Origin of the sequence: Methylobacterium sp. J-026 (assembly GCF_022829585.1) — a bacterium.
GTDB lineage: Bacteria > Pseudomonadota > Alphaproteobacteria > Rhizobiales > Beijerinckiaceae > Methylobacterium.
In genome coordinates this window covers 66,685-90,095 of sequence record NZ_JAKSYC010000241.1, presented here as the reverse complement: position 1 = coordinate 90,095, position 23,411 = coordinate 66,685, and the positions used below count along the sequence as shown (strand labels likewise).

Annotated in this window: 23 protein-coding genes and 1 tRNA gene; 8 read left to right on the top strand and 16 right to left on the bottom strand. The window is 71.2% G+C overall.

Going from position 1 to position 23,411, the window contains the following annotated elements; translation table 11 throughout:
* Positions 1 to 85: 85 nt before the first annotated feature.
* Positions 86 to 796 carry a histidine phosphotransferase ChpT gene (gene chpT, locus MKK69_RS21370; protein WP_243971216.1) on the bottom strand — a complete coding sequence of 237 codons (711 nt, stop codon included), beginning with the start codon at positions 794 to 796 and terminating at the stop codon, positions 86 to 88.
* Positions 797 to 1,135: 339 nt separating this feature from the next.
* Here chpT and MKK69_RS21365 point away from each other — a divergent pair, with 339 nt between their 5' ends.
* Positions 1,136 to 4,078 (top strand): bifunctional [glutamine synthetase] adenylyltransferase/[glutamine synthetase]-adenylyl-L-tyrosine phosphorylase, encoded by a 2,943-nt coding sequence (locus tag MKK69_RS21365; RefSeq protein ID WP_243971214.1) that lies wholly within the window; start codon positions 1,136 to 1,138, stop codon positions 4,076 to 4,078.
* A gap of 26 nt (positions 4,079 to 4,104) precedes the next feature.
* Here MKK69_RS21365 and MKK69_RS21360 read toward each other — a convergent pair whose 3' ends face one another.
* From MKK69_RS21360 to MKK69_RS21345, 4 genes are all read right to left on the bottom strand, one after another.
* The gene (locus MKK69_RS21360; RefSeq protein WP_243971213.1) at positions 4,105 to 4,296 is read right to left on the bottom strand and encodes a hypothetical protein; all 192 of its coding nucleotides are present in this window, start codon (positions 4,294 to 4,296) and stop codon (positions 4,105 to 4,107) included.
* Positions 4,297 to 4,475: 179 nt separating this feature from the next.
* The gene (locus MKK69_RS21355; RefSeq protein ID WP_243971211.1) at positions 4,476 to 4,736 is read right to left on the bottom strand and encodes a hypothetical protein; all 261 of its coding nucleotides are present in this window, start codon (positions 4,734 to 4,736) and stop codon (positions 4,476 to 4,478) included.
* Positions 4,737 to 4,851: 115 nt separating this feature from the next.
* Positions 4,852 to 5,268, bottom strand: coding sequence for a cupin domain-containing protein (locus tag MKK69_RS21350; protein WP_243971209.1), 417 nt, complete (start codon positions 5,266 to 5,268; stop codon positions 4,852 to 4,854).
* A 186-nt stretch (positions 5,269 to 5,454) separates the two neighbouring features.
* On the bottom strand, positions 5,455 to 5,844 hold the full coding sequence (locus MKK69_RS21345; RefSeq protein WP_243971207.1) for a hypothetical protein: 390 nt from the start codon (positions 5,842 to 5,844) through the stop codon (positions 5,455 to 5,457).
* A 430-nt stretch (positions 5,845 to 6,274) separates the two neighbouring features.
* Between MKK69_RS21345 and MKK69_RS21340 the strand changes: the two genes are divergently transcribed.
* Together MKK69_RS21340 and MKK69_RS21335 are read left to right on the top strand one after the other, a co-directional pair.
* Positions 6,275 to 6,712, top strand: coding sequence for a MucR family transcriptional regulator (locus MKK69_RS21340; protein WP_243971205.1), 438 nt, complete (start codon positions 6,275 to 6,277; stop codon positions 6,710 to 6,712).
* A 152-nt stretch (positions 6,713 to 6,864) separates the two neighbouring features.
* Positions 6,865 to 7,302 carry a GFA family protein gene (locus MKK69_RS21335; RefSeq protein WP_243971203.1) on the top strand — a complete coding sequence of 146 codons (438 nt, stop codon included), beginning with the start codon at positions 6,865 to 6,867 and terminating at the stop codon, positions 7,300 to 7,302.
* A gap of 15 nt (positions 7,303 to 7,317) precedes the next feature.
* On the opposite strand, the gene MKK69_RS21330 is transcribed toward MKK69_RS21335, so the two are convergent.
* The 7 genes from MKK69_RS21330 to MKK69_RS21300 all read right to left on the bottom strand — a co-directional run bounded on the left by MKK69_RS21330 (position 7,318) and on the right by MKK69_RS21300 (position 15,256).
* Entirely contained in the window at positions 7,318 to 8,418 is a 1,101-nt protein-coding gene (locus tag MKK69_RS21330; protein WP_243971201.1) for a YeiH family protein, read from the bottom strand.
* Positions 8,415 to 8,612, bottom strand: coding sequence for a hypothetical protein (locus MKK69_RS21325; RefSeq protein ID WP_243971199.1), 198 nt, complete (start codon positions 8,610 to 8,612; stop codon positions 8,415 to 8,417). Before MKK69_RS21325 ends, MKK69_RS21330 begins: the two co-directional genes overlap by 4 nt.
* Before the next feature lie 277 nt (positions 8,613 to 8,889).
* Complete coding sequence (locus MKK69_RS21320) at positions 8,890 to 9,846, bottom strand: antibiotic biosynthesis monooxygenase (protein ID WP_243971197.1); 957 nt, start codon at positions 9,844 to 9,846, stop codon at positions 8,890 to 8,892.
* A complete protein-coding gene (locus MKK69_RS21315; RefSeq protein ID WP_243971195.1) occupies positions 9,843 to 12,548 on the bottom strand; it encodes a molybdopterin-dependent oxidoreductase in 2,706 nt (901 codons plus the stop codon). Before MKK69_RS21315 ends, MKK69_RS21320 begins: the two co-directional genes overlap by 4 nt.
* Positions 12,545 to 13,360, bottom strand: a complete 816-nt coding sequence (locus MKK69_RS21310; protein WP_243971193.1) for an FAD binding domain-containing protein — start codon at positions 13,358 to 13,360, stop codon at positions 12,545 to 12,547. The genes MKK69_RS21315 and MKK69_RS21310 overlap by 4 nt, the downstream gene beginning before the upstream one ends.
* A gap of 854 nt (positions 13,361 to 14,214) precedes the next feature.
* Positions 14,215 to 14,291: transfer RNA gene (locus MKK69_RS21305), tRNA-Arg, on the bottom strand.
* Positions 14,292 to 14,842: 551 nt separating this feature from the next.
* A complete protein-coding gene (locus MKK69_RS21300) occupies positions 14,843 to 15,256 on the bottom strand; it encodes a hypothetical protein (RefSeq protein ID WP_243971191.1) in 414 nt (137 codons plus the stop codon).
* Positions 15,257 to 15,496: 240 nt separating this feature from the next.
* Here MKK69_RS21300 and MKK69_RS21295 point away from each other — a divergent pair, with 240 nt between their 5' ends.
* Complete coding sequence (locus MKK69_RS21295) at positions 15,497 to 16,834, top strand: NRAMP family divalent metal transporter (protein WP_243971189.1); 1,338 nt, start codon at positions 15,497 to 15,499, stop codon at positions 16,832 to 16,834.
* Positions 16,835 to 17,628: 794 nt separating this feature from the next.
* On the opposite strand, the gene MKK69_RS21290 is transcribed toward MKK69_RS21295, so the two are convergent.
* Positions 17,629 to 18,747 (bottom strand): ATP-dependent RecD-like DNA helicase, encoded by a 1,119-nt coding sequence (locus tag MKK69_RS21290; protein WP_243971188.1) that lies wholly within the window; start codon positions 18,745 to 18,747, stop codon positions 17,629 to 17,631.
* Positions 18,748 to 18,757: 10 nt separating this feature from the next.
* Entirely contained in the window at positions 18,758 to 19,690 is a 933-nt protein-coding gene (gene hemF, locus MKK69_RS21285; RefSeq protein ID WP_243971186.1) for an oxygen-dependent coproporphyrinogen oxidase, read from the bottom strand.
* 168 nt (positions 19,691 to 19,858) lie between these two features.
* Between hemF and MKK69_RS21280 the strand changes: the two genes are divergently transcribed.
* Positions 19,859 to 20,563, top strand: coding sequence for a glutathione S-transferase family protein (locus MKK69_RS21280; RefSeq protein ID WP_243971184.1), 705 nt, complete (start codon positions 19,859 to 19,861; stop codon positions 20,561 to 20,563).
* 48 nt (positions 20,564 to 20,611) lie between these two features.
* Here the strand turns inward: MKK69_RS21280 and MKK69_RS21275 are convergent, their stop codons facing one another.
* On the bottom strand, positions 20,612 to 21,022 hold the full coding sequence (locus MKK69_RS21275; protein WP_243971182.1) for a PaaI family thioesterase: 411 nt from the start codon (positions 21,020 to 21,022) through the stop codon (positions 20,612 to 20,614).
* A 396-nt stretch (positions 21,023 to 21,418) separates the two neighbouring features.
* Here MKK69_RS21275 and MKK69_RS21270 point away from each other — a divergent pair, with 396 nt between their 5' ends.
* A complete protein-coding gene (locus MKK69_RS21270; RefSeq protein ID WP_243971180.1) occupies positions 21,419 to 21,922 on the top strand; it encodes a MucR family transcriptional regulator in 504 nt (167 codons plus the stop codon).
* Between the two features lie 49 nt (positions 21,923 to 21,971).
* Here the strand turns inward: MKK69_RS21270 and MKK69_RS21265 are convergent, their stop codons facing one another.
* The gene (locus MKK69_RS21265) at positions 21,972 to 22,157 is read right to left on the bottom strand and encodes a hypothetical protein (protein ID WP_243971178.1); all 186 of its coding nucleotides are present in this window, start codon (positions 22,155 to 22,157) and stop codon (positions 21,972 to 21,974) included.
* A gap of 204 nt (positions 22,158 to 22,361) precedes the next feature.
* Between MKK69_RS21265 and MKK69_RS21260 the strand changes: the two genes are divergently transcribed.
* Complete coding sequence (locus MKK69_RS21260) at positions 22,362 to 22,889, top strand: hypothetical protein (protein ID WP_243971176.1); 528 nt, start codon at positions 22,362 to 22,364, stop codon at positions 22,887 to 22,889.
* A gap of 38 nt (positions 22,890 to 22,927) precedes the next feature.
* On the top strand, positions 22,928 to 23,389 hold the full coding sequence (locus MKK69_RS21255) for a GNAT family N-acetyltransferase (protein WP_243971174.1): 462 nt from the start codon (positions 22,928 to 22,930) through the stop codon (positions 23,387 to 23,389).
* Positions 23,390 to 23,411: the final 22 nt, after the last annotated feature.

Below are 23,411 nucleotides of genomic sequence, written 5' to 3'. Positions count from 1 at the left end.
GGGAGAATGTCTCACGTATCGTACTTACTCGGGCGCGGTTAGGGAAGTGTTTCGATTCCTCCCCGCGCCCCGGCTTTCCAAAGTTTCACCCCTGCTCCGCGCCCGAAGCCTCTTCAGCGGCGTCCTCGGATGCTTCGATCACTGTCGGCCCGGCCGTGATCGTCACCTCGTCATCCTGAATGGCGAATCGAACATCCATGGCGGCGGCCCGCGCGACGAGGCCGGCATAGAACGGCAGGATGCCGTGGGCATCGACGGTGCCGCTCTCGGGGCTGCCGGCCATCAGTTCCTCCACGTGCGGGGGAATGCGGGCATGCGAGCCCTTGGCCTTGAACACGAAGGTGGGCGCCGCGCCGTCGCCGGAGACCACGACGTCGATCGCGCCGCCCCGCGGGATCGCGGTCGTGGCGATCATCACGAGGTTGAGCAGCAGCTTGACCTTGTTCTTGGGGAACAGGGCCTGCGGGGCGCTCCAGGTCAGCTTGGTCTTGTCGTCGGAGAACATCCCCTTGGCCACGCCCTCGGCATCGGCGAGGTCGATCGAGGCGCCGGCCGATCCCGCGGCCCCGAAGGCGATCCGGGCGAACTTCAACCGCGCGGAGGCCTGCCGGGCGCTCTTCCCGATCAGTTCCAGCGCGAAGGTGCGCATCGATTCGTCCTGATCATCCTCCAGGACCTCGAGCCCGTTCACGATCGCGCCCACGGGGCTGATCACGTCGTGGCAGACGCGGGAGCAGAGCAGGGCGGCGAGGTCGAGACCGTCGAGGGTCAGGGTCGGCGAGTTCGGGGACGACATGGTGCGCTCCGGGCGGATCTGATTCGGGCGTCTACGGGCCGGGGCCCCGACTGGCTGCCGGTTTTCGGCCGCCGCGTCCGGCGTTCGAGTCGCCCGCAGGAATCCGCACGGCCGGCTGGCCGGACCCGGGCGACGACCGGTCCGCACGGATAAACGCCACGCCCGCCTTTGAAAAGCGTTACCGGGATTGACGGACCGGCGGGCGGGCCCTCGAATCGGCGGCCGGACGAAGGCGCCCGGGACCGGTGCGGTACCGGGCCCGCCGCCCCGGGGAGGATGCGGCATGACACGCGACACCGGACAATGCGGTTCCGGCCGCCGGCCGCTCTAAGCCGCCCGATGCGGAAAGATTCCCTGCACGCGCGCCTGCGCCCCCGCCTCCGGCTCGCGGATCCCGGGGCGGCGCGGGCCCGGCTCGCCGAGATCGCGCCGTCCCTCCCGGCGGGGTTCCTGACGCCGCCGTGCCGCGACCTGCTCCTGGGGCTCGCCGACCATTCCCCCTTCCTCTGGCAGGCGTGCCTGCGCGCGCCGGACCGCCTCGTCGCCCTGCTCGATCAGCCGCCGGACGCGGCGAACCGGGATCTCGTCGCCCGCCAGCGCGCGGTCGGCGCCGCCTGCGGGGCGGATCCCGACCTCGCCGAGGTCGGCCGGCGGCTGCGCGCCAACCGGGCGGCGCACGCGCTCCTCGTGGCGCTCGCCGATCTCGGCGGCGGCTGGGACCTCGCCACGGTCACCCGGGCGCTGTCGGACTTCGCCGACGCCTCGGTGAGCGCGGCCACCGAGGCGCTGCTCCGGAAGGGGATCGCGGCCGGGCGGTTCCGGCCGCCGGATCCGGCGGCGCCGCAGGACGGGTCGGGGCTGATCGTGCTGGGCCTCGGCAAGCTCGGCGGCGGCGAGCTGAACTATTCGAGCGACATCGACCTGGTGGTCTTCTACGATTCCGCGGTGGCCGCGGCCGCGACCGGGGGCGATCCCAAACCGTTCCTCGTCAAGCTCGCGCAGGGGCTGGTGAAGCTCCTGTCCGACCGGACCGCGGAGGGCTACGTCCACCGCATCGATTACCGCCTGCGGCCGGACCCGGGCTCCACCGCGGTGGCCCTCTCGACGGTCTTCGCCTTCGACTACTACCAGACCCTCGGCCAGAACTGGGAGCGCGCCGCCTTCATCAAGGCGCGGCCGATCGCGGGCGACATCCCGGCCGGCGCGGCGTTCCTCGCGGAGCTGGCGCCGTTCATCTGGCGGCGGCACTTCGACTTCCCGGCGATCGCCGAGATCCACGCGCTCAAGCGGCAGATCCACCTGGTCCGCGGCCACGAGACCGTCGCGGTCGCCGGCCACGACATCAAGATCGGCCGCGGCGGGATCCGGGAGATCGAGTTCTTCGTCCAGACCCAGCAGCTCGTGTTCGGCGGCCGCAAGCCGGCCCTGCGGGGCCGCGGCACCGTGGCGATGCTCGACGGCCTCGCCGCTTCGGGCTGGATCGACGGGCAAGCCCGGGACGAGCTGACCGCCGCCTACGGCTTCCTGCGCACCCTGGAGCACCGCCTCCAGATGATCCGCGACGAGCAGACCCAGCGCCTGCCCACCGGCACGGCGGCGCTGACCGGCCTCGCCCTGTTCGCGGGCTTCCCCGACCTCGCGGCGTTCGAGGCGGCGCTTCGCCACCATGCCGGCCGGGTCCAGGCCCATTACGCCCTGCTGTTCGAGGCCGACGACCCCGCCGCCGAGGCGGGCCTCGTGTTCGGCGCGGGCGAGGCACCGGAGCCGGAGACCCTGGCGCGGCTCGCCGCCTTCGGGTTCCGGGACGCAGCCCGGGCCTGGGAGACCGTGGAGGGCTGGCACCGCGGGCGCCGCGCGGCGCTGCGCACGGCCCGAGCCCGGGAGATCCTGGCCGAGACGCTCCCGGCGCTGCTGCGGGCGCTGGGCGGCACCGCCGACCCGGACGCGGCGCTGCTCACCCTCGATCGGGCCTTCGCGCGGATGCCGGCCGTGGCGGAGCTGCTGGCGATCCTGCGGGCGCACGAGCGCCTGCGCCTGCTGTTCGCCGACATCCTGGGGACCGCGCCACGCCTCGCCGACACGGTGGGCCTGAGCCCGCACGTCCTCGACACCGTGCTGGATTCGGATTTCGTGGCGCCGCCCCCGGATGCCGACGCGGTACGCGCCCAGTACCGGGCCCTGGTCGGCCGGCCGGCGAGCCACGAGGAGTTCTTGGACCGCTGCCGGGACGCCACGCGGCAGCTGAGCTTCGTGACCGGCGCCCGCCTGCTGTCGGGCATCCTGACGCCGCGCCAGGCCGGCGAGGCCTACACCGCCATCGCCGAGGCCGCGGTGGCGCTGAGCCTGGAGGCGGAGGAACGCCGCTTCGCGCGGGACCACGGCGCCGTGCCGAAGGGGCGGTGCTGCGTCCTGGCGCTCGGCCGGCTCGGCTCCCGGCAGCTCAGCGCCGAATCCGACCTCGACCTCGTGTTCCTCTACGATTTCGATCCGGAGGACCGCATCAGCGACGGCCCGCGCCCCCTCGACGCGGTCGTGGCCTACAACCGGCTGGCGCAGCGCCTCTACGCGGCGCTCACCGCGGCAACCCGGCGCGGCCGGCTCTACGCGGTCGATCTGCGGCTGCGGCCCTACGGCAGCCACAGCCCCCCCGCCGTGCAGCGCACCGGCTTCACGGCCTATCACCACGAGGCGGCGGAGCCGTGGGAGCACATGGCCCTCGTCCGCGCCCGGGTCGTGGCCGGCGACGCCGCCCTCGGGGCAGCCGTCCTGACCGAGATCGCCGCGATCCTCGCCCGCCCGCGCGATCCGGCGTCCGTCTGCGCCGAGGCGGGGGCGATGCGGGCGCTCGTCGCCCGGGAGCGCGGCCATGCCGGGCCCTACGACCTGAAGCTCGCCCCCGGGGCCCTGTTCGATCTCGATTTCCTGGCCCAGGCGATCGTGCTGAGCCATGCCCGCGCCTGGCCGGGCTGCATCGGCCTCGGCGCGGAGGCGGTCTTCCGCGGGGCGGCGGCCCGCGGCCTGCTGCCGGCCGAGGCGGCCGACGCCCTCGCCGAGACCTACGGGTTCCTCGACGCGGTCTTTCAATGGCAGCGGCTGGTGATGGCCGATCCCGCCGCGGACCCGTCCGAGACCGCGTCCCGGCAGATCGCCAAGGCCGTGGGCCTGCCGGACGCGCGCAGCCTCGCGGCGGAGCTGCGCCGCCACCGGCGCCGGAGCCTGGCCCTAATGGCGCGGATCCGGCGGGCCCAGGCGCCCGCGCGTCCGGACGATCGGCCGCGATGACGACAGGCCCCGTCCGGACCGCGATCTCAGGGCCGCTCGGCCGGTGACGCCGGTCGGGCGCCATGGTTCGACAGGCGCACCCTGACGGCGCGGCCCTGGTCGATGCCGAAGGCCACGTCCTGGCGCTCGCCGTCATGCCGGCCACCGTGCAGGATCGCGACACGCTGCCCGCCCGCGATGACGGCGAGGAGGCGTGTCCCAGACTTGAATCTGGCCATCTCCGACGGTGCCTCCGCGGCCGAACGGTGCCGGCACGGGCGCCGCGTCCCTGGCCCGCGCCACCGCGTCGTCGGGAGGCGGCCGGACCAGACGGGTTTCGTCGTTCTGGAACGGCGCGGAACGCCGCGACGCCGATGCCGGGACGGTCCGGACGGAGATCCGGCGCCCGGACGGATACTCAGGCAGCCTCCAGCAGGACTCCGGGCTGGGAGAAGATGAACTCGCGCCTGTAGACGTACACGCCGCAACGCCGCATCGCGCGATGCGCAGCGTCGATGTCGAAGCCGAACGGCCTGTCCCGTGACGTGTCGATGCAGCTCACATAACGCCAGTTCACGCCGTCGATCATCGGCGGGATCGGTTGATCCTGCCGAACGGCGCAGAACTGCTGGGCATCGGACGCCTTGGCGAAGATATAGAAGGTCTTCCGCGCGCACATCGAAACCTCCAGACGCTTTGGGGGTGTATCTGCAACGCAACGGTCAAGCTGTATACTGATTCGTTCACAACAGTCAAGTTTCTGCCGCAATCTCGCCACGTGTGGGGCAGGCGGGTCAGTCGGCGGCCTCCTGGAGCGGCTTGCCCTTGTCGACGACGTAGACCGACAGGATCCTCACGGTCCTGTCGCCGACCACCGTGTAGCCGGCATGGGGGACGCCGCGCCGGTTGATGCCGCGCTCGCCCGCGGGCCGCTCCTTCGACGGCTGACCCGGCATCTGGGCGAGGCCGCCCTCGAGCACGTAGAAGGCCTCCTCGCCGTTGTGAAAGTGCCGCCGCGAGGTCGCGCCCGGCGGGATCTCGACGAGCTGCATGACGATCTCCCGGCTCTCGTCGCCCGAGACCGGCTGGCGGCCGAGTTCGGTCCGCTTGACCTCCTGGGCCGCGGCCGCCCCCGCGAGGACCAGGGCGCCCGCCGCGCCCAGCGGGACCCAAGCCCGGTATCCCCGGGCGAGAATGCGGCGGCGGTCCATGGCGTCCTCCCGGATGTTTCGGACAGCATGGCACGGCCTGTGGCAACCGGGAACGATCGGTCCGGAGGCAACGGTTACAGTCTTCGTGATTGCCCCATGCCGGGCGATACCGAAGTCCCAGTGGATCGGCCGCCGCACGGACTGCCCCCGACTGCTGAGGGCCGTCTTACGCGGAATCACGGCGCGCTAAAGACAGCCGATGCGCCGCAGGGCGCCGATCAGCTTGCGGCCGATCCGGTAGCCGTTCAGGGATTCGGATCCGAGAATGTGAACGGTCTCGGCTCCGGCGGTGCGGCCGTACAGGAACAGGTGGAAGTTCTGCTCCCGCTGGTCCGGCGCCGTCGCGCTGACCTGGCCGCAGAACGCCACGGCATCGCCGGTTTCGCCCGCCATCGGCCTGACCTTGCGGAACCGGACGAGGGGCGCGTCCGGGAACTCTGCGGCGACCCTGGCCCGCATCTCCGCCTCGGGCGGCGCGCCGAAACCGGGCGGGCCCGGGGCGATCAGCCCGAGCGCCTCCTGTCCGTGGAGGACGGGCGGCGCGAGCAGGAGCACCACCAGCGGCGCGACCCTCACGCCGGCGCGCCCGGTGCCCGCGACGGCGCGGCGCGGTGCCCGCGTGAGGGCCGGACCTTCGACCTGGGGACACGAGGACAGCGGATCGTCTCCCTGGAGAGGCTTCGCGCTACGCGGGACCTGTATTGGATCACGAAGACCGGTTCGGCGAAAGCGGCATGCGCCGCCTGTCCCGCTCCCGTCCGGCCCGATCCAGCTGCGTCCGATCCGGCCCGGCGGGTATCGCGCCGCCTGGAGGGCGGAGGCCCGGTTCGCCGTGCGGCACCCGCCGCGCGGGCTGCGGGCCACGATCGCCGGGGGGGGGCCGAGCCCGGGGGCGCCGCGGACCCGTTGCATGCGCGGATCGGCGCTGCGCCGGGCGCGCTTCGGCGTTGACATCCAGTAATGTAGGAGTAATCCAGAATTGTATGGGTTTTAGAGGAAGCTCGGCATGGAACTGGTCGACATTGACGGGTTTGAGGACGATTTTCGATCGACGATTCGCGCCTTCGTGGTGCGCATCGTCGCGGCCTATCTGTCCAACAATGCCGTGCCACCGACCGAGCTGCCGGCGCTCCTGGCCAACGTCCACGCGGCGCTGGCCGCGGTCGCAAGGCCGGCCGCGGCCAGGTCCGAGGCCGGTCCCAGCCCCGAGCCGCCGACACCGGCCGAGATCCGCAAGTCGATCCAGTCCGACGGCCTGATCAGCTTCATCGACGGCCGCTCCTACAAGACCCTGAAGCGCCACCTCACCGCCCACGGCCTGACGCCCGAGCGGTATCGCGCGCATTACGGCCTGCCGAACGATTACCCGATGACGGCCCCCGGCTACGCCGCGCAACGCTCGGAGATCGCGAAAGCGATCCAGCTCGGCCACCGGACGGCCTGAACCCGGCCCCGGACCGCCGGGGGAGCGGCTCCGGCATTGCGCCGCCGTCCCGTGTGAGGGGATCTCACGCGATGCGTGACGAGCCCGCGATTGTCCCGCCCGCGCTTCGGCGATACCCTGGCCCCGCGAACCGCACAGGAGGCCCGGGCGACATGGACGCCGATACGGACGCCGAGACGCGCCTGCGCGCTGGCCAGTGCCATTGCGGCGCGGTGCGTTTCGAGGTGGCGCTCAGCGACGGCTTCCGGTCGGTCCGACGCTGCACGTGCTCCTACTGCCGCATGCGCGGTGCCGTCGTCGCCATGGCGGAGGTGGGCGGGATCCGGATCCGGGCGGGCGCGGACGTGCTGACCGCCTATCGCTTCCACACCGGCGCGGCGCAGCACTTCTTCTGCTCCCGCTGCGGGATCTACACGCACCATCAACGGCGCTCCGACATCACCCTGTACGCCGTCAACGTCGCCTGCCTGGAGGGTGTCAGTCCGTTCGATTTCCGCGCGGTGCCGGTGATGGACGGCGTCAACCACACGAACGATACCGGCCAGCCCACGCGCCGCGCCGGGACGCTGCGCTACACGCCGGCCGACTGACCGCGCGCCGCGCCCTCAACCGATCCCGAGGCCGCGGATGAGCAGGACCGCGATGGCCAGGAGCACGAGCAGCGAGGCGGTGACCGCCAGCGTCACCCGGCCGCCGACCTGCGCGAGGACGCGCACGTCGACGCCCAGGCCCAGCGCGGCCATCGACACGATCGTGAGGAAGCCGGCGATCCGCGACAGCGGCGCGACCCAGCCGTCCGGGATCAGCCCGAGCGAGCGCAGGGTGGCCAGCGCCAGGAAGCCCAGGATGAACCACGGCACCAGCTTGAAGAAGCCGAGCCGGCCCGGGGCGGCAGCCCCCCCGGTGCCCTCCGCGGGCAGGCGCGGCGCGATCAGCGACAGGGCCACCACCACGGGGCCGAGCATCAGCACGCGCACGAGCTTGACCAGCGTGCCGACCTGCGTGGCGAGCGGGCCCACCGGCACGGTCGCGGCCAGCACCTGCGGCACCGCGTAGACGGTGAGTCCCGCCAGTACGCCGTACTGATGCTCGCCGAAGCCGGCCAGCGGCACGAACAGCGGCAGGCCGAGCACCATCAGCACGCCGAGCACGGCCGTGAACGCGATGGCCGCCGCCACGTCCCGGCTGTCGGCGCCGATGACCGGTGCCACCGCGGCGATGGCCGAGTTGCCGCAGATGGCGTTGCCGCAGGCGATCAGCAGCGCCATGCGCACGGGCAGGCCGAGGCCGCGGCAGATGGCGCAGCTCCCCAGGATGGTGAGGGCCACCGCCCCGACGATGCCGGCGAGCAGCGCCGGACCCGAGGCGACGATCGCCCCCAGGCTCACCGAGGCGCCGAGCAGGGTCACGGCCACCTCCAGCACCTGCTTGGCCGAGAAGGCGATCCCGGCCTTGAAGCGCGCCCCCGGCACCCAGGCGGTGCGCAGCGCCGTGCCCAGGAGGATGGCCAGCACCAGGGCCTCGACATAGGGATGGCCGGTCAGGCTCTCTTCGCCGGCCTGCAGCGCCTGCGCCACCCCGGTGATGGCCAGGCACAGGAGCAGCCCCGGCAGCAGGCTGCCGGCCGCCCCGACCCGGGCGAATCCGCGGTCGCGGCCGGCGGGCCCTGTCCCGGCCCCGATGCGTCCGGCGCTCCTGGCTGTCATGGCATGGCCCCCTGGTCCGCCGCCGCCACTCGGCCGGTCGCCCCGAGATAGGCCGCGATGGCCCTCGCCCCTGGCTCCTCGATCGGGGCGCGGTAGACCGTGATCATCGTGGCGCCCCCAGCGTCCCGGAAGGCCGGGCCCGTCCGGGACTGCTCCCGGGCGATGGAGCCGGCCATCACGGTGAATCTGACCATGCCGATTGCTCCCGCGCAGGAACGACATCCCCATCACCGTGGCCGGGAACCGGCCGAAGGCTGGGTCCGGCACCGGCCACGCCGTCACCGGGTAGGCCGTGATGGCGTTCGGCACCCGGAAGGTCAACCGCACCGGACCGCGCCCGATCGGGTGGGTGAGCGCACCCATCACGGAAACCCGGACGCAACGCGCGCGCCCGACGCGGACCGGCTCAGCGAAGCCGTCCTGGGCGCCGCGGCGGCGCCGCAGTGGCCCCCGTCCCAGCGAGGGCGCCGGTCAAGACAGCATCCGGAAGACGAGGATCATGGCCGCGAGGGCGGCGATCAGCAGACCGGCGCCCTGGAGATCGGCGCGGGCGCGCCGCTCCGGAGGGGGGGACAGCCACCAGCCGAGCCGCTTGGCCGTCCACGGCACCAGCTGCGCGGTGAGCAGCACGCTGAACAGGTTGCCGATGAACAGGGCGATCGGGAAATCCAGCCCCAGGGTCCGGTTGAGGATCGGGGTGCCGACCAGGAGCCCCCACAGGAACACGGTCGGGTAGAGCGTCAGCAGGACGATCATGTTCATCTTCCACGCCGCGGGCGCCGGCGCCCCGGCCGGCGTGGCGTCGCGGAACCATTGCTCGAAGCCGCTCTGCACCGTCCGGGCGTGGAACTCGGCGGTGAGCGGCGCCGCCTCCGCGACCAGGGCCTGCCGCGCGGGCGAGTCCATCCAGGCGCGCAGGTTCGCCTCGCTGTCGAAGCGCAGGATCGCGACGAAGTCCTCCTGCACCCCCGGCATGGCCGGCTCGAAGCGGTAGCCCTGCAGGCCGGGGGCCTTCGACTGCGCCGCGGCGATCTTCTGCTCCCACCGGAGGTATTCGGCCTCCAGGCCGGGCTTCACGCGGGTGCTGATCACCGCGCTGGCCGGGGCGGTCCGGGCCGCGCTGGCATCGTCCCGGACGATGTGGACGTCGTCGCGGCCCAGGAGCATCGGGACGGCGCCCTCGATCCGGGCCTGCCGCTCCGGGGAGCCGAGCCAGGCCTTCGCCTGGTCCACGCTCCTGAACCGCTGGAGGATCACCCAATCCACCTGCAGGGGCGGATGCGGGGGCATCAGGCGCTGCTCGATGAAGCCGGGAAACGACGCGATCACCGCGCTGGTCCCGCCCTGCCACTGGGCGAAGGCGTCGGCGCAATCCGGCCGCACCGAGGTCTGCGTCACGATGCTGACGCTGGATGCGGACCCGCTCATGCCGCCGACAAAGTCGCGAACAGGCGGTCGGGCGTGAACGGCAGGTGGGTGAAGCGCACCCCGATGGCGTCCTCCAGGGCGTTCGCGACCGCCGGCGCCACGGGATTGATGCCGCACTCGCCCTGCGACTTCGCGCCGAGCGGCCCGATGCGGTCGGTCGTGTCGGCGAAGTGGATCTCGGTGCGCGGCGTGTCGGCGAAGGTCGGGATGCGGCAATTGCGCAGCTGCGGGTTGACCATGCGGCCCGCCCCGTCATGCACCATGGTCTCGACCAGCGCCCAGCCGTAGCCCATGGCGACGGCGCCATCGAGCTGGCCGCGGCACTGCATCGGGTTGATCGGCCGGCCGATATCGGCGGCGTGGACGCTGTGCAGCACCCGGATCTCGCCGGTCACCCGATGCACCGCGAGGCGCACGCCCTGCACGTTGAAGGCGATGGTCCGCGGCGAGAGATAGGCCCGCCGGGTCACCATGAACCGGTGATCGACCTTGGTCCCCTCGGCGTGGAGGTCGGCGAGGGCGATGCGCCGGTTGCCGCAAAGGACCCCGCTCTCCTCCAGCCGGCACTGATCCCGCGGCACGCCGGTATGCCGGCTGGCGAAGTCCAGGATGTCCTCTTCCATGGCCTGCGCGGCCAGATGCACCGCCTTGCCGCCGACCACGGTGCCGGTGCTGGCGAAGGTGCCGGTGTCGTAGGGGGTACGGTCCGTGTCGGCGTTGATGATGGCGACCGCGTCCGCCCGGGTCCCCAGGACCGAGGCCGCGATCTGCTTGTGCGCCGTGGTGATGCCGTTGCCCATCTCGGTGGAGCCGCAGGCGAGGTGGTAGGTCCCGTCCGGCAGCAGGCGCATGTCGGCACCGGAGCGGTGCTCGGTGGGGGGCCCGCATTCGAGCATGGCCAGCGCCACGCCCCGGCCCTCGGCCCAGTCCGCCCCCTCGGGCTTGGCGAGGCCGTTGCCGGTGGCGAGTTCGCGCTCGACGATGTCGAGGCATTCGCCGATGCCGTGGCTGCCGAAGCTCGCGTCGCTCGGCTCCTTCCAGATCGACTCGACGGTGTCCCCGGGCTGCACGACGTTCCGGCGCCGGATCGCGAAGGGATCGATGCCGAGCTGCCGGGCGAGGGAATCGATCGCGCACTCGATGGCGAAGGTGGTCTGCGAGGCGCCGTAGCCGCGGAAGCCCCCCGCCGGCACCATGTTGGTGTAGACGGCGTGGCCGATGCCCTTCTTGTTCGGGCAGCGGTAGGCGGCGAGCGGGCTCGCCATCGCGGCCGCCAGGGTCTCGCCGCCGTGGCCGCCATAGGCGCCGGTGTTGGAGACGACCTCGACGTCGAGGGCCGTCAGCGTGCCGTCCCGGCGGGCGCCGATCTTCACCCGGGTGGTCATCGGGTGGCGCGTCGTGGCGCCGATGAACTCCTCCTCCCGGGTCCATTCCCACTTCACCGGGCGCCCGAGCTTCATCGTGGCGAACAGGACGAGATCCTCCGAGATCATCTCCTGCTTGCCGCCGAAGCCGCCGCCGACCCGCTCGGTGAAGACGTGGATGTCCCGGGGCGACAGGCCCATCACGTAGGCAAGCTTGGTCCGCACCACGAACGGCGCCTGCGAACTCGTCCGGACGTGCCAGCGGCCGTCCTCGCCCTTCCAGGCGATCGAGCCGTGCGTCTCCAGATGCGCATGCTGGACGCGGGTGGTGGCATAGGTCTGCTCGTAGACCGCGTCGGCCTGGGCGAAGCCCTGCGCCACGTCGCCGATCTCGCCCTGGAGCGTGCAGTAGATGTTGCTGCTGGCCTCGACGTGGTCCTTGTCGTGGAGGAGGGGCGCGTCGGGCGCCATCGCGGCGACCGGATCGAACACCGCCGGCAGAATGTCGTAGGTCACCTGCAGGGCCCGGCAGCCGGCCTCGGCCGCCCCCTCGGACTCGGCGACGACCGCCGCGATCCGCTGGCCGGCGAAGCGCGCGATATTGTCGAGGAGCAGGATGTCGTCCGGATCGACGAGATGATCCTCGTGCAGCGCCGAGGTGAAGCGGCGCCTGGGCACGTCCTCCCAGGTGTAGACCGCCACGACCCCCGGCACGGCGAGCGCCGCCGCCCTGTCGACCGCGACGAGGCGCGCATGCGCGTGGGGCGAGCGCAGGACATTCAGGTGCAGTAGATCCGGGACCGCGACATCCATCGTGTAGCGGGCGCGCCCGGTGAGGATCGCGTCGGTGAAGGGATTGGGCAGGCTGGCGCCGAGGGCCTGGCCGGGCAGGTCCGCCGCGATGTTGCAGCGGCCGTGCAGGGCGTCGTCGATCGCCCGGTAGCCGGTGCAACGGCAGAGATTGCCCTTGAGCGCGTGCGGCAGGTCGGCCTTCTGCGCCTCGGTCAGGGTCACGGCCGTCATGATCATGCCGGCCGCGCAGAAGCCGCACTGGAACGCCTGCGCGTCACGGAACGCCTGCTGCATGGGATGCAGATCGTCGCCGCAGGCGGACAGGCCCTCGATCGTGGTGACCGTGCGGCCCGCGGCCCGGAAGGCCGGGACGAGGCAGGAATGGAACGGCGTGCCGTCGATATGGACCGTGCAGGCGCCGCAATCGCCCGCGTCGCAGCCCTTCTTGACGCCGAACACGCCGAGATCGCGCAGGAAGGTCCGCAGGCACTGGCCCGGGGCCGGTTCGGCCTCGTAGCCCCGGCCGTCGATCGCGTAGCGGGTCATGCGAGCTCCGAGCGGATCTGTTCGGCGAGGTATCGCGTGACGTGCTGCTTGTAGGGGGCCGAGCCGTGCACGTCGTCGAAATAGGCGTCCCGCGGCAGGCGCGCATCGAGGGCTCCGCGCAGGGCCTCGGCCGAGGGGCAGGCGGGGAAGCGCAGCTGCACCGGCCGGGGGGTGGCGGCCGAGACGGTCAGCAGGAAATCCGAGCCGTCCGCGCCGACCGTGGCGACGATCAGGGCGGCCGAGCGGCCGAGCTTGGTCAGCGAGACCTGCCGCATGGCCGTGCGCTTCGCCAGGGCGGAGGCCGGCAGGTGGATGCTGCGCAGCAGTTCCCCCGGCTGGAGGATGTTGGCGTGGTTGCCGGTCACGAAGTCGACGACCGGGACCGTCCGCGGCGCGCCCGCGCGGGGCCACAGGGTGCAGACGCCCTCGAGCGCCGCGGTCAGCGAGATCATCGCGCCGGCGGGCAGCGACATGCAGAGGTTGCCGCCGATCGTGGCGGCGTTCCAGATCTTGAACGACATCAGGAACGCGTCGATGCAGTGCCGGAACAGCGGCACCGCCCGCCATTCCGGCGGACCCGCGAAGGCGTGAAGCTCCGCAACGCGACAGGTCGCGGCGATCTCGAGCCCGGCCTCGGTCACCGTCAGGGGTGTCCAGCCCAGGGCGTCGAGGTCGATCAGCGTATCGACCGCAACCTGCGGCTCGGAGAACAGCCACGTGCCTCCGGCGAGCCAGGAGCACCCCGCATGCCAGTCCCGCAGGTCGGCGAAGGACGCCGGACGCCGGACTTCGACGATGGTCGACAAATTCATATCAGTCTTTCTTCTGTCGAAGCGGCGATATTCCGACGGGATTTGAGATATTTTTACGGTGGATATGGATTAAATATTTGGAGTCAAATTCATATTCGATGAATTAGTATTGTCTCAACCCGTAAACACGGCGACCGAACCGGACGCGATCGGGGCCTGGGCATCCCCGCGTGCGGCTGACGCACGAGCGACGCCGCGCGGATCCCGTCGCACCGAGACCGACGTGCCTCCCGCACGCCCCGCGACGGCCTCGAACCACCATCCCGGTTCGAACGAACCGAGCCGACCGTCTCGACAGTGCTCAGAGCACAGTGTTAATCGATATAAACCACTTCTAATGTAGTAGATATGATCACGTGCTTATTGTCAAGCTTTCCGGCAATGCACAAGTATTATCTATCGCTGGTGCCGATATATCAATTTGTCGAATACATAGACGGAATTGAATTTGATATTACACACGATGACGAGCTCTTCGCGACCGATTTGATATGACGGATCCGAACGGGGGGCGCCGATGACGGCGTCGGTGAGACGGACCGACAAGAAATAACGGGCGTGGCCCCGCGGATCGCGGCTGTTCTGCTCGGCTCGTCGCCGGATTGGGGCCCCGAGACCCGACGATCGGGCCAATCCCGATCACGCAAGGGCGGATCGACCGGGTCGGCGCACCCGGGGCCGACGAATCGTTCGAGCAACCCGAGGCAGGCCGGGCGTGTCGTCCCGCACGGACGGCCACCGTCGGTGTCCGAGTGGCCGCCTTCGCCCGTCGAAACGCCGGCCGGGAGCAACCGCGTGGCGCTGGGGGTGATCAAGGATGCCGCCCGCTTCGACGTGCGAGCGGCGGTGCTTGCTGGCGACCCCGGTTGGGCTCGAACCAACGACCTGCCGCTTAGAAGGCGGCTGCTCTATCCAGCTGAGCTACGGAGTCAGGGTACCAGCCGCCCCCAGAAGCCACGGGTGCCGTCCGGGGTCAAGGACTCGTCTCGACGCGCGAGAAGACGCGTCCGAGCGCTTGCTTGAGCGATGGCTCCGGGCGTCTGCAGGGCGGGGCTGCGTGGACTCTCTGCCTGACGGCCGCCAGGATCGCCGCGGATCCGGCGCGAGGATGCCCACCGGAGCCACCTCCTGGCCTTCGTGACGGCGGCGGCTCTGCGGGGCGCGATGGCGCTGAACCCCGGATCAGGGTGGGGCTCCCTCCGGAGCGCTGCGACATGGACCATCCCGGGCCTGCCGTGACCGCCCCAGCCGGCACGGGGTGGTGCAGAACCTTCACCATATGACCCGTGGCGGAACGGAACCCTCGAAGGGCGCGGAGACGATCGGGAGACACGTCGGTCAAAACCGTCACGCGACTGCAATCGCGCGGTCAGACGGGCTCTCATACGAAATTTCACGGATCCCGACCCGGGGTTGGGATCCGGCGGGTCCGGTATCGGCGCCGGTGATCGTGGCGCCCATCGCCGGGCCGGCGCCGGCGGGTCAGACCAGCTTCGCGGTACTGCCGGAGAACCCCCAGGCCCTCTGCTCGTAACCGCCCGACTCGTGGATCAGGTCATGGAGGGGCCCGACCTGGCCCGGAGAGAACGGACCCAGACCTTCCGGAACGGCCTCGTTCCCGGACGCGAGACCTGTCGGGCGCGGCAGGGCATGCCCCGGCCTGGACGCGAGCTGCGATCCGGTGCCCATGCCGTCCTCGGCGGCCATCTCGTTCGCGAGACGCTCGACCACGTCCAGGGCGCTTCCGATCCTGTCGGCCTGCAGGCAGACCTCGTCCTCGTCGATCAGGGAGGCTTCGTCCCCGGTCCACCACCGCCCGTTGTCGATCAGGCGGAGCAACTCGGTGAGGCGGTCCTGTTGCTTGGCCAAGGCCAAGACGGCGCGCGGAGAGATCATCACCGGTTCCTTTACACCCCGGCCGAACGCGAGCGCCGACCCTCGCGGGTGTGGCGCTCAGCATAGGGGGAACTCCGAGGGCGTCCTTGCGCTGGATCAAGGACCGGCTTCGGATCGGCCCCTACATGCGAGGGATGCGGGGGCAGGCCCCGCGGCCCGGACGTCTCGCATCCCCGTCCGGGGACGGGCCGGACCGGCTGGGCCATCCTTCGCCTCCGACCGCGCCGCTGGAAGCCCGCAATGCCGCGCCGCGCCTCGATCGCTCACGGAGGATCCGGTCCCCCGATCCGGGCCACCGGGTTGGGCGAGGGCGTCGCATCCGATCCCGGCTCGGCCTCCGCCATCGGCATGGTCCGACGTCTCGGGCCCGGCCTGATCACCGGAGCCGCCGACGACGATCCCAGCGGGATCGCCACCTATGCCCAGGTCGGCGCGCAGTTCGGGTACGGCCTCGCCTGGACCATGCTGTTCAGCCTGCCCTTCATGGTGATGATCCAGGAGATCAGCGGACGTATCGGCTGCGTGACCGGCCGCGGCATCGCGGCGAACCTGCGCCGGCATTATCCGGCGTGGCTCGTGCGCACCGTCGTGACCGTGCTCCTCGTGGCCAACGTCATCAACCTCGGCGCGGATCTCGGGGCCATGGGCGCGGCGCTCACCCTGCTCCTGGGGGGCAATCCGAGGCTCTACACCGTGGGATTCGGCATCCTGTGCGTGGTCGCCGAGATCGTCGTGCCCTACGCGCCCTATGCGCGCCTGCTCAAATGGCTGACCCTGTCCCTGTTCGCCTACGTCGCCGTGGTGTTCACCGTGCACGTCCCGTGGGACGCGGCTTTGTTCGCCACCCTCGTGCCGCACCTGCGCTTCGACGCCGTCCACGCGACCGCCCTGGTGGCGGTCCTCGGCACCACGATCAGCCCGTACCTGTTCTTCTGGCAGTCGGCGCTGGAGGTGGAGGACCGGATCAAGCGCGGCGCCCAACCCCTCTGGCGCACGCCGCGGGACGCGGGCCCGCAATTCGCCCGCATCCGGACCGACACGGTGGTCGGGATGGGCGTCTCGAACGTCATCGCCATCTTCATCATCTACGCGACCGCCGCCACGCTGCACGCGAACGGGGTCACCGACATCCAGACTTCGGCGCAGGCGGCCGAGGCCCTCCGGCCGATCGCCGGCATCTTCACCTTCGCGCTCTTCGCCGTCGGCATCCTCGGGACGGGCCTGCTCGCGGTGCCGGTGCTGGCCGGATCGGCGGCCTACGCCCTCTCCGAGGCCTTCCGGTGGACCGGGGGCCTCGACCGACGCCTTCGGCAGGCCAAGGCCTTCTACGCGACGCTCTCGGTGGCGACCCTGGCCGGGGTCGGCCTCAACTTCACCGCGCTCGATCCGGTCAAGGCGCTGTACTGGGCCGCCGTCGTCAACGGCATCCTGGCGGCGCCGGTCATGGCCGCGCTGATGCTCGTCGCCTGCAACGGCCGCATCATGGGGCGCCTGAGCCTGTCGACGCCGATGCGGGTGGGCGGATGGCTGGCCACCGCCATCATGACGGTCGCCAGCGTCGGTTTCTTCGTCCTGTGACCGATGCCGGCGGCCTCCCGCGATGGATCCGCGTTTCGAAATGGATCCGCGCGTATCGAAGCGGCGCGCACTCCGCGCATCGCACTCCGCGCATCGCGCTCCGCGTTGACGGAGGCATTCTCGTCCCGCCAAGCCCGCCCGCGATCACGCTGAGCCCGCGCGCGGGTGAACTCGGCCTGCTGCCGCTGGGCGGACGCGATATCCGTCCCGGCGTTGCGCGCGCTCACGCCCTCGCAGGCCCGTGCGCGGGCCGGAGCGGCGGCTGGGATGAGAACAAGTGCCATACAGGTGAGCCTGCGCATGGATGTCCCTCCGAACGTCGAGCAAACTGCATCGTGCGAGAGGCCCACCGGCGTCAGCAATGGGAAATCACGGCCGCAGCTTGATCGGCCCCGAGTCTATCGTTCGATTCTGAACCGAAGCAAAATCGTGTTTTTATGAATATTCATCGGAATATTTAGATTTAATGCTCCTCGTCACCACAACTATACATTCAGCGGTTGATGAGTTACTTGCACGCATCGTTTATGAGAGCGGGCCCGATCCGACGGCCCGGGTTCGATAGGCCTGCATCGGCGGGGTGGAATGGACTTGGTTCGTGGCCCACGTCCTCTGCGCGGTCTCGGGCTGTGACCGCTCGGTTGGCGGGTCAGGTCACGCGATCGCCTGCCTCCGCAGCAGGCCGCCCCGTGCCGGCGGCCTCGGTTGTCGTGCACGCCCGCGCCCGGAACCGCGCGGTCTCCGGAGCGATGCGTCGGGCGTGGCGCCGTCCCGCGGAAAACCCCGGCGACGGATCAGACCACCACGGTGATCGCCTGCGCGGCCCGGGTCAGCCCGGTGTAGAGCCAGCGGGCCCGGTGCTCGCGGAAGGCGTAGGATTCGTCGAACAGCGTCACCCGGTCCCACTGCGACCCCTGCGCCTTGTGGACCGTCAGCGCGTAGCCGTAGGTGAACTCGTCGGTCTCCCGGCGCAGGAACAGCGGGATCTCCTCGTCCGAGCCCGAAATCATCGCGCGCAGGACCTTGATGTCGGTGGGCTTCCGGCGCAGGCCCGGGTCGTCCTCCGGCACCACGTCGAGGCGGATCAGGTCCGGCCGCGGCGGCGCGCGCAGGGCTTGCACCGTCCAGGTCGAGCCGTTGAGCAGGCCCTTCACCCGGTCATTGCGCAGGCAGACCAGCTTCTCGCCGATCGCCGGCATCGGATCGGTGTGGCCGGCGAGTTCCCGGAGCCGCCCGTTGTAGAGGCGGCGGGTCTTGTTGAGGCCGACCAGCACCTGGTCGCATTCGAGCACCTCGGCCGGGTCCAGGGCGCGGCGCGACACCACCCGGCTCTGGCCGAAGGTGCCGAGGTCCAGCCGGCCGCCCTCGCGGATGGTCATCGCCATGCGGACGATCGGGTCGTCCTTGGCCTGCCGATGGACCTCCGTGAGCATCACGTCCGGCTCGGCCTCGGTGAAGAAGCCGCCGCCGCGCACCGGCGGCAGCTGCGCCGGGTCGCCCAGGACCAGCACCGGCCGCTCGAACGACAGCAGGTCGTTGCCGAGGTCGGAATCCACCATCGAGCATTCGTCGATGATGATCAGGTCCGCCTTCGCGGCCGGCCCGGACCGGTTCAGCGTGAAGGTCGGCCCGCCCTCCTCCGCTTCCTTGGTGCGGTAGATCAGCGAGTGGATCGTGGCGGCGTCGTAGCAGCCCTTCTGGCGCATCACCGAGGCCGCCTTGCCGGTGAAGGCGCCGTAGACCACCGTGCCGTCGACATCCTCGGCGATCCGGCGCGCCAGCGTGGTCTTGCCGGTGCCGGCATAGCCGAACAGCCGGAACACCTGGGATCCGCCCTCCCGCCGCCACGCGGCGATCGCCTTCAGCGCCGCGTCCTGCTGCGGGGCGTAGGCGGCCGGCAGCCCGGCGCTCACAGGGCCCCCATCACGGCCAGCGCACCGTTGGCGGCAGGGACGACAGGATCGAGGCGACGTTGCCGCCGGTCTTCAGCCCGAAGATCGTGCCGCGGTCGTAGAGCAGGTTGAACTCGACGTAGCGTCCGCGCCGGACCTGCTGTTCCTCGCGGTCGGCCTCGGTCCAGGCGGTCCCGACATTGTCGCGGACGATTTTCGGATACGCCTCCAGGAAGGCGCCCCCCACGTCGCGGGTGAAGGCGAGATCGGCCTGCGCATCGCCGGTCCAGCGATAGTCATAAAAGATGCCGCCGATGCCGCGGGGCTCGTTGCGGTGCTTGAGGTGGAAGTATTCGTCGCACCACGCCTTGTAGCGGGCATGGTCGACGCCGTGGGCCGCGCAGGCACGCGCCAGGCAGGCGTGGAAATGGCGGCTGTCCGGATCGTCCTGGTTGCGCCGCCGCATCAGCACCGGCGTGAGGTCGGCCCCGCCCCCGAACCACGCCTTCGTGGTCGCGACGAAGCGGGTGTTCATGTGGACCGTCGGCGCGTGCGGGTTCCACGGATGGGCGATCAGCGAGATGCCGGTGGCGAAGAACCGCGGATCCTCGGCCGCCCCGGGCATCTGGGCGCGGAATTCCGGGGCGAACTCGCCGTGGACCGTGGAGATATGGACCCCCGCCTTCTCGAAGACCCGGCCCTTCAGCATCGCCATGACGCCGCCGCCGCCGGGCTGGCCGGTATGGTCGGTGCGGTTCCAGGGCGTCTTCTCGAAGGTCCCGGCGCCTGCGGGCGCATCCGGGTGGAACGGTCCCTCGGCCTCGGCCTCCAGGGTCTCGAAGGCCGCCAGGATGCGGTCGCGCAGGGTCGCGAACCAGGCCGCGGCCTCGGATTTCATGGCCGTCACGTCGGCCTCGGACAGGGGGGCAGTCAGGGCTGCGCGGGCGTCGTCCGGCATCGTCATGCGGTAGGCTTTCCCACTGCGCCGCTGGGGCGTCAATCGGCGGGCGCCAAATCGGCGCGCCGCATCGCCCTGCGCCGAAGTCCCGGGCCGACACGGCATCGCCGCCCTAGATCCGCCGGTCATGCGCCCGTGCGGCGCGCCCTCGAACCGTCAGGACAGCCCGAGACCATGGCCGACACCCTCCGCCTCTTCACCTCGCCCTCCGCCTTCCCGAATCCGCAGCGCCTGCGCCTGTTCGCGCACGAGAAGGGCATCGCCCATCTGTTCGACGAGGTGGTCTACGACATGGCGCCGGGGGGCGAGCAGCGGCAATGGCGCCATCTCAAGATGAATCCCTGGGGCGAGACGCCGACCCTCCTGCTCGCCGACGGGACCGTGCTGTCCGAGACGGCCGCGATCGTGCGCTACCTCGACGCGGCCCATCCGGGTCGCCGCCTCACCGGCGAGACGCCTCTGGAGCAGGGGCTCGACACGATGTGGGACAACCGGATCTGGGTGCACATCCTCTACCGGATCACCACGATGTTCCACGTGCTGAACCAGGGGCTCGGGCCGAAGCTGGAGCTGACGCACAACCCGCAATGGGGCGAGCATTGCCGCAAGGAGGCGCTGGCGCATGCCGGCCTGGTCGACCGCCACCTCGCGGACGGCCGCGCCTGGATGCTCGGCGGCGACGAGCCGACCTTCGCCGACATCACGCTCTGCACGGCGATCGCGTTCTCGAAATTCCCGGTCTGCGCCACCCCGCTCGACGAGCGGTTCGAGCAGCTCGACGCCCTGTGGCGGCGCTGGCAGGCGCGGGCGAGCTTCAAGGCGGCCTACGCCGATGGCGGCAGCGGGCTGACGGAACTCGACCATCTCAAGACTGCCTAGGACGGTTTTGAGGCCCCGGTCCGGCGCAGGCCTGCGCCGGACCGGGCGTCAGCGGGGCGCGCCCTCGCCCACCGGCTTGAGCAGGCCGGTGGCGCTCGCCACCAGCGTCCCGGCCGCGTCGCGGATCTCGGCCTCGCAGAAGATCACCGCACGCCCGGCCCGGGTGACGCGCCCCTCCGCCACGAGTTCGCCCCGGGCGGGATTGAGGAACCGGGCCTGCAGGTCGAGGGTCACCACCGGCCGCCCGGCCCGGAGGCGGGCGGCCGTCCCGAGGGCGACGTCGAGCAGGGTGCAGAGCACGCCGCCATGGGCGATGCCGAGGTTGTTGGCATGCTCCGGACGCAAAACGAGCCGCAGGCGCGTCCGGCCCTCCGCCACGTCGAGCGCCTCGATCCCGCAGAAATCCACGAACGGGATATGGGCCCCGAAGACGGTGCCCGGCTCCGATTGCTGATCCACGCCCACCGTCCCGGTCCTGTCCCGCCCGGCCCGTTATGACGCATGCGCCGCGCGGCCCCAAGATCCTGTGCCCAAGATCCTTTGCCCAAGATCCTTTGCAGGACGGGCCGCGAGATTTCACGCGTCTCGTCAGACCGACAACCGATCTTCGCAATCGAAGGGACCAGCCTGATCCCCGTCAGAGGCACGCGGGCAGAGCGCCGAGGGCCGCGAACTGGTGAAAGTGCCCGTCCCGCCGACCGGGTTTCACCGGCAACGATTTCAGCTCGACCCCGCGCTTGAATAATATGCGTGTTAACGGGCGGCACGCTGTGCAGGGAAATGCTCGACGACGACTTGATTTTGCTGCACAGACGTTAGAACTGTCTCACCACCGCCGGATAGAGGGAATCATCGATGGACGACAACGCCACTGAGCAGCAGCAGACCTTTATCGAGCAAGCCTCGGACATCGTCTCAGCGTATGTCTCAAACAATTCCGTGCCGATCAGCGAGTTGCCCGGTCTGCTCGCCGGCGTCCACGCCGCTCTGGCGAAGCTGTCCGCCCCCGCGGCGGCCGTCACCGAGGCGGCCGACAAGCCGACGCCGGCCCAGATCCGCAAGTCGGTGACCTCGGACGCGCTGATCTCCTTCATCGACGGCAAGCCGTACAAGACGCTCAAGCGCCATCTCTCGCGCAACGGTCTGACGATCGAGCAGTATCGCGAGCGTTTCGGGCTGCCGCGGGACTATCCGTCGACGGCCGCGAGCTATTCCGCCCAGCGCTCCGAACTCGCCCGCAGCCTCGGCCTCGGCCAGCAGCGCCGCAAGTCCGCGGCGGCCCCGGAGCCCGCCGAGGAGGAAGTCGCCGAGAAGCCGAAGCGCGCAGCCCGTCCGCGCAAGGCCAAGGAAACGGCCTGACGACAAGCCGCGCCGTGGGGGTCGGCGCGCGCCACGCCGGCCGTCCCCCTTACGCGAAATCGGCGAGGTCGTCGGCCACGTCTCCGGCGGCGATCTCGGTCTCGGCCTTCCGGCGCTCGCTGGGCTCGGCCTCGGCGGGCGCGGCCGCGTCGCCGGGCCTGCGCTCCGGCGGCCCGGCCTTCGGATCCTCGTCGTCCGGCTCGTCCGGGACTTGGTCCCGCACCCGATCCGCCATGACCCACCCCCGCCGGACTCATCCCCGCCGATCCTGCGGAGCAATGCCGTTGGCGCCCCGCGCGTTCCACGCCCGGCCGATCCGCTGAGAGCGCCGCGCGTTTGAAACCGTGCGGGGGCCCGGTCCGGGAGAGAAACCCGGGCGTCGGCGTTGCCCGTGCGGATGCCGGCGGGCTGGCCGCCGGTGACAGGGACGGATCCTGCGATGACGGAGACGCATATTCGAGCGGAGGCGAGCCGGCGCGACCTGCTGGCGGCCTCGCTCCTCGGGACGCTACCGCTGCTCCTGGCGAACGGGGCGACGGGCAGCCCGCTGAACCCCGACCAGACCATCATCCGTGCCCCCGGCGATCTCCCGTGGCAGCCCTCGAAGGACTACCCGGAGCGCAGCGTCGACCGGTGCACGCTCACCGGCGACCTCAACGGCACCGGCCTGTACTATACGCTGATCCGCTGGTGGCCGGGCTACATGAGCGCGCCGCACACCTACACCTCCGACCGGTTCTGCATGGTCCTGTCCGGCACGTGGTGGTGCAACAGCGGGGCGGATTTCGATCCCGCCGCCTGCGTGCCGGTGAAGGCCGGCAGCTTCGTGCGCCGGGTCGCGGGGACGCCGCATTACGACGGCGTGGTCCGCGACGGGCCGGAGCCCGCGGTGATCGCCATCTGCGGCATGGCGCCGGTCAATTACAGACTGGTCGACCCGTCGCAGCCGGGCTGGCGCCGGGTCTGACGGACGATCGATCGGGCTGAGACCGGGCGGGGCGCGCATTGGGCAATCGATACGGGCTGGAGATCCGCGCGGCCGCCGGCCCCGACGCCGCCGGCCTCGCGGCGCTGCTGGGCGAGGCGGGCCTCGCGGTCGGCGCCGCCGATCTCGCGGCCCGGCTCGAGGGGCTGCAGCGGGACGGCGGCACCGCCCTCGTCGCCGTGGAATGGGGACCGCCGAGCGGGCTGATCGCCCTCACCCCCGTCCGAACCCTCGACGCCCCCCGGCCCGCCGGCCTGATCACGACCCTCTTGGTCGCCGCCGAGTCCCGGCGCCGCGGCATCGGGCGGGTGCTGCTGAAGGCGGCCGGGCGGGCGGCGCGGCAGGCGGGCTGCGACCGGCTGCTCCTGAGCGTCGGGCCCGGCCAGGACACGCTGGAGGCTTTCTGCGCCGCGGCGGGCTTCGTCGCGGCGGCCGGGCTCCTGGCCCGCCCGCTCCTGAAGCGGGGATCCGGCGACGTTTGAGCCCCGCGACATCCTGACCGCA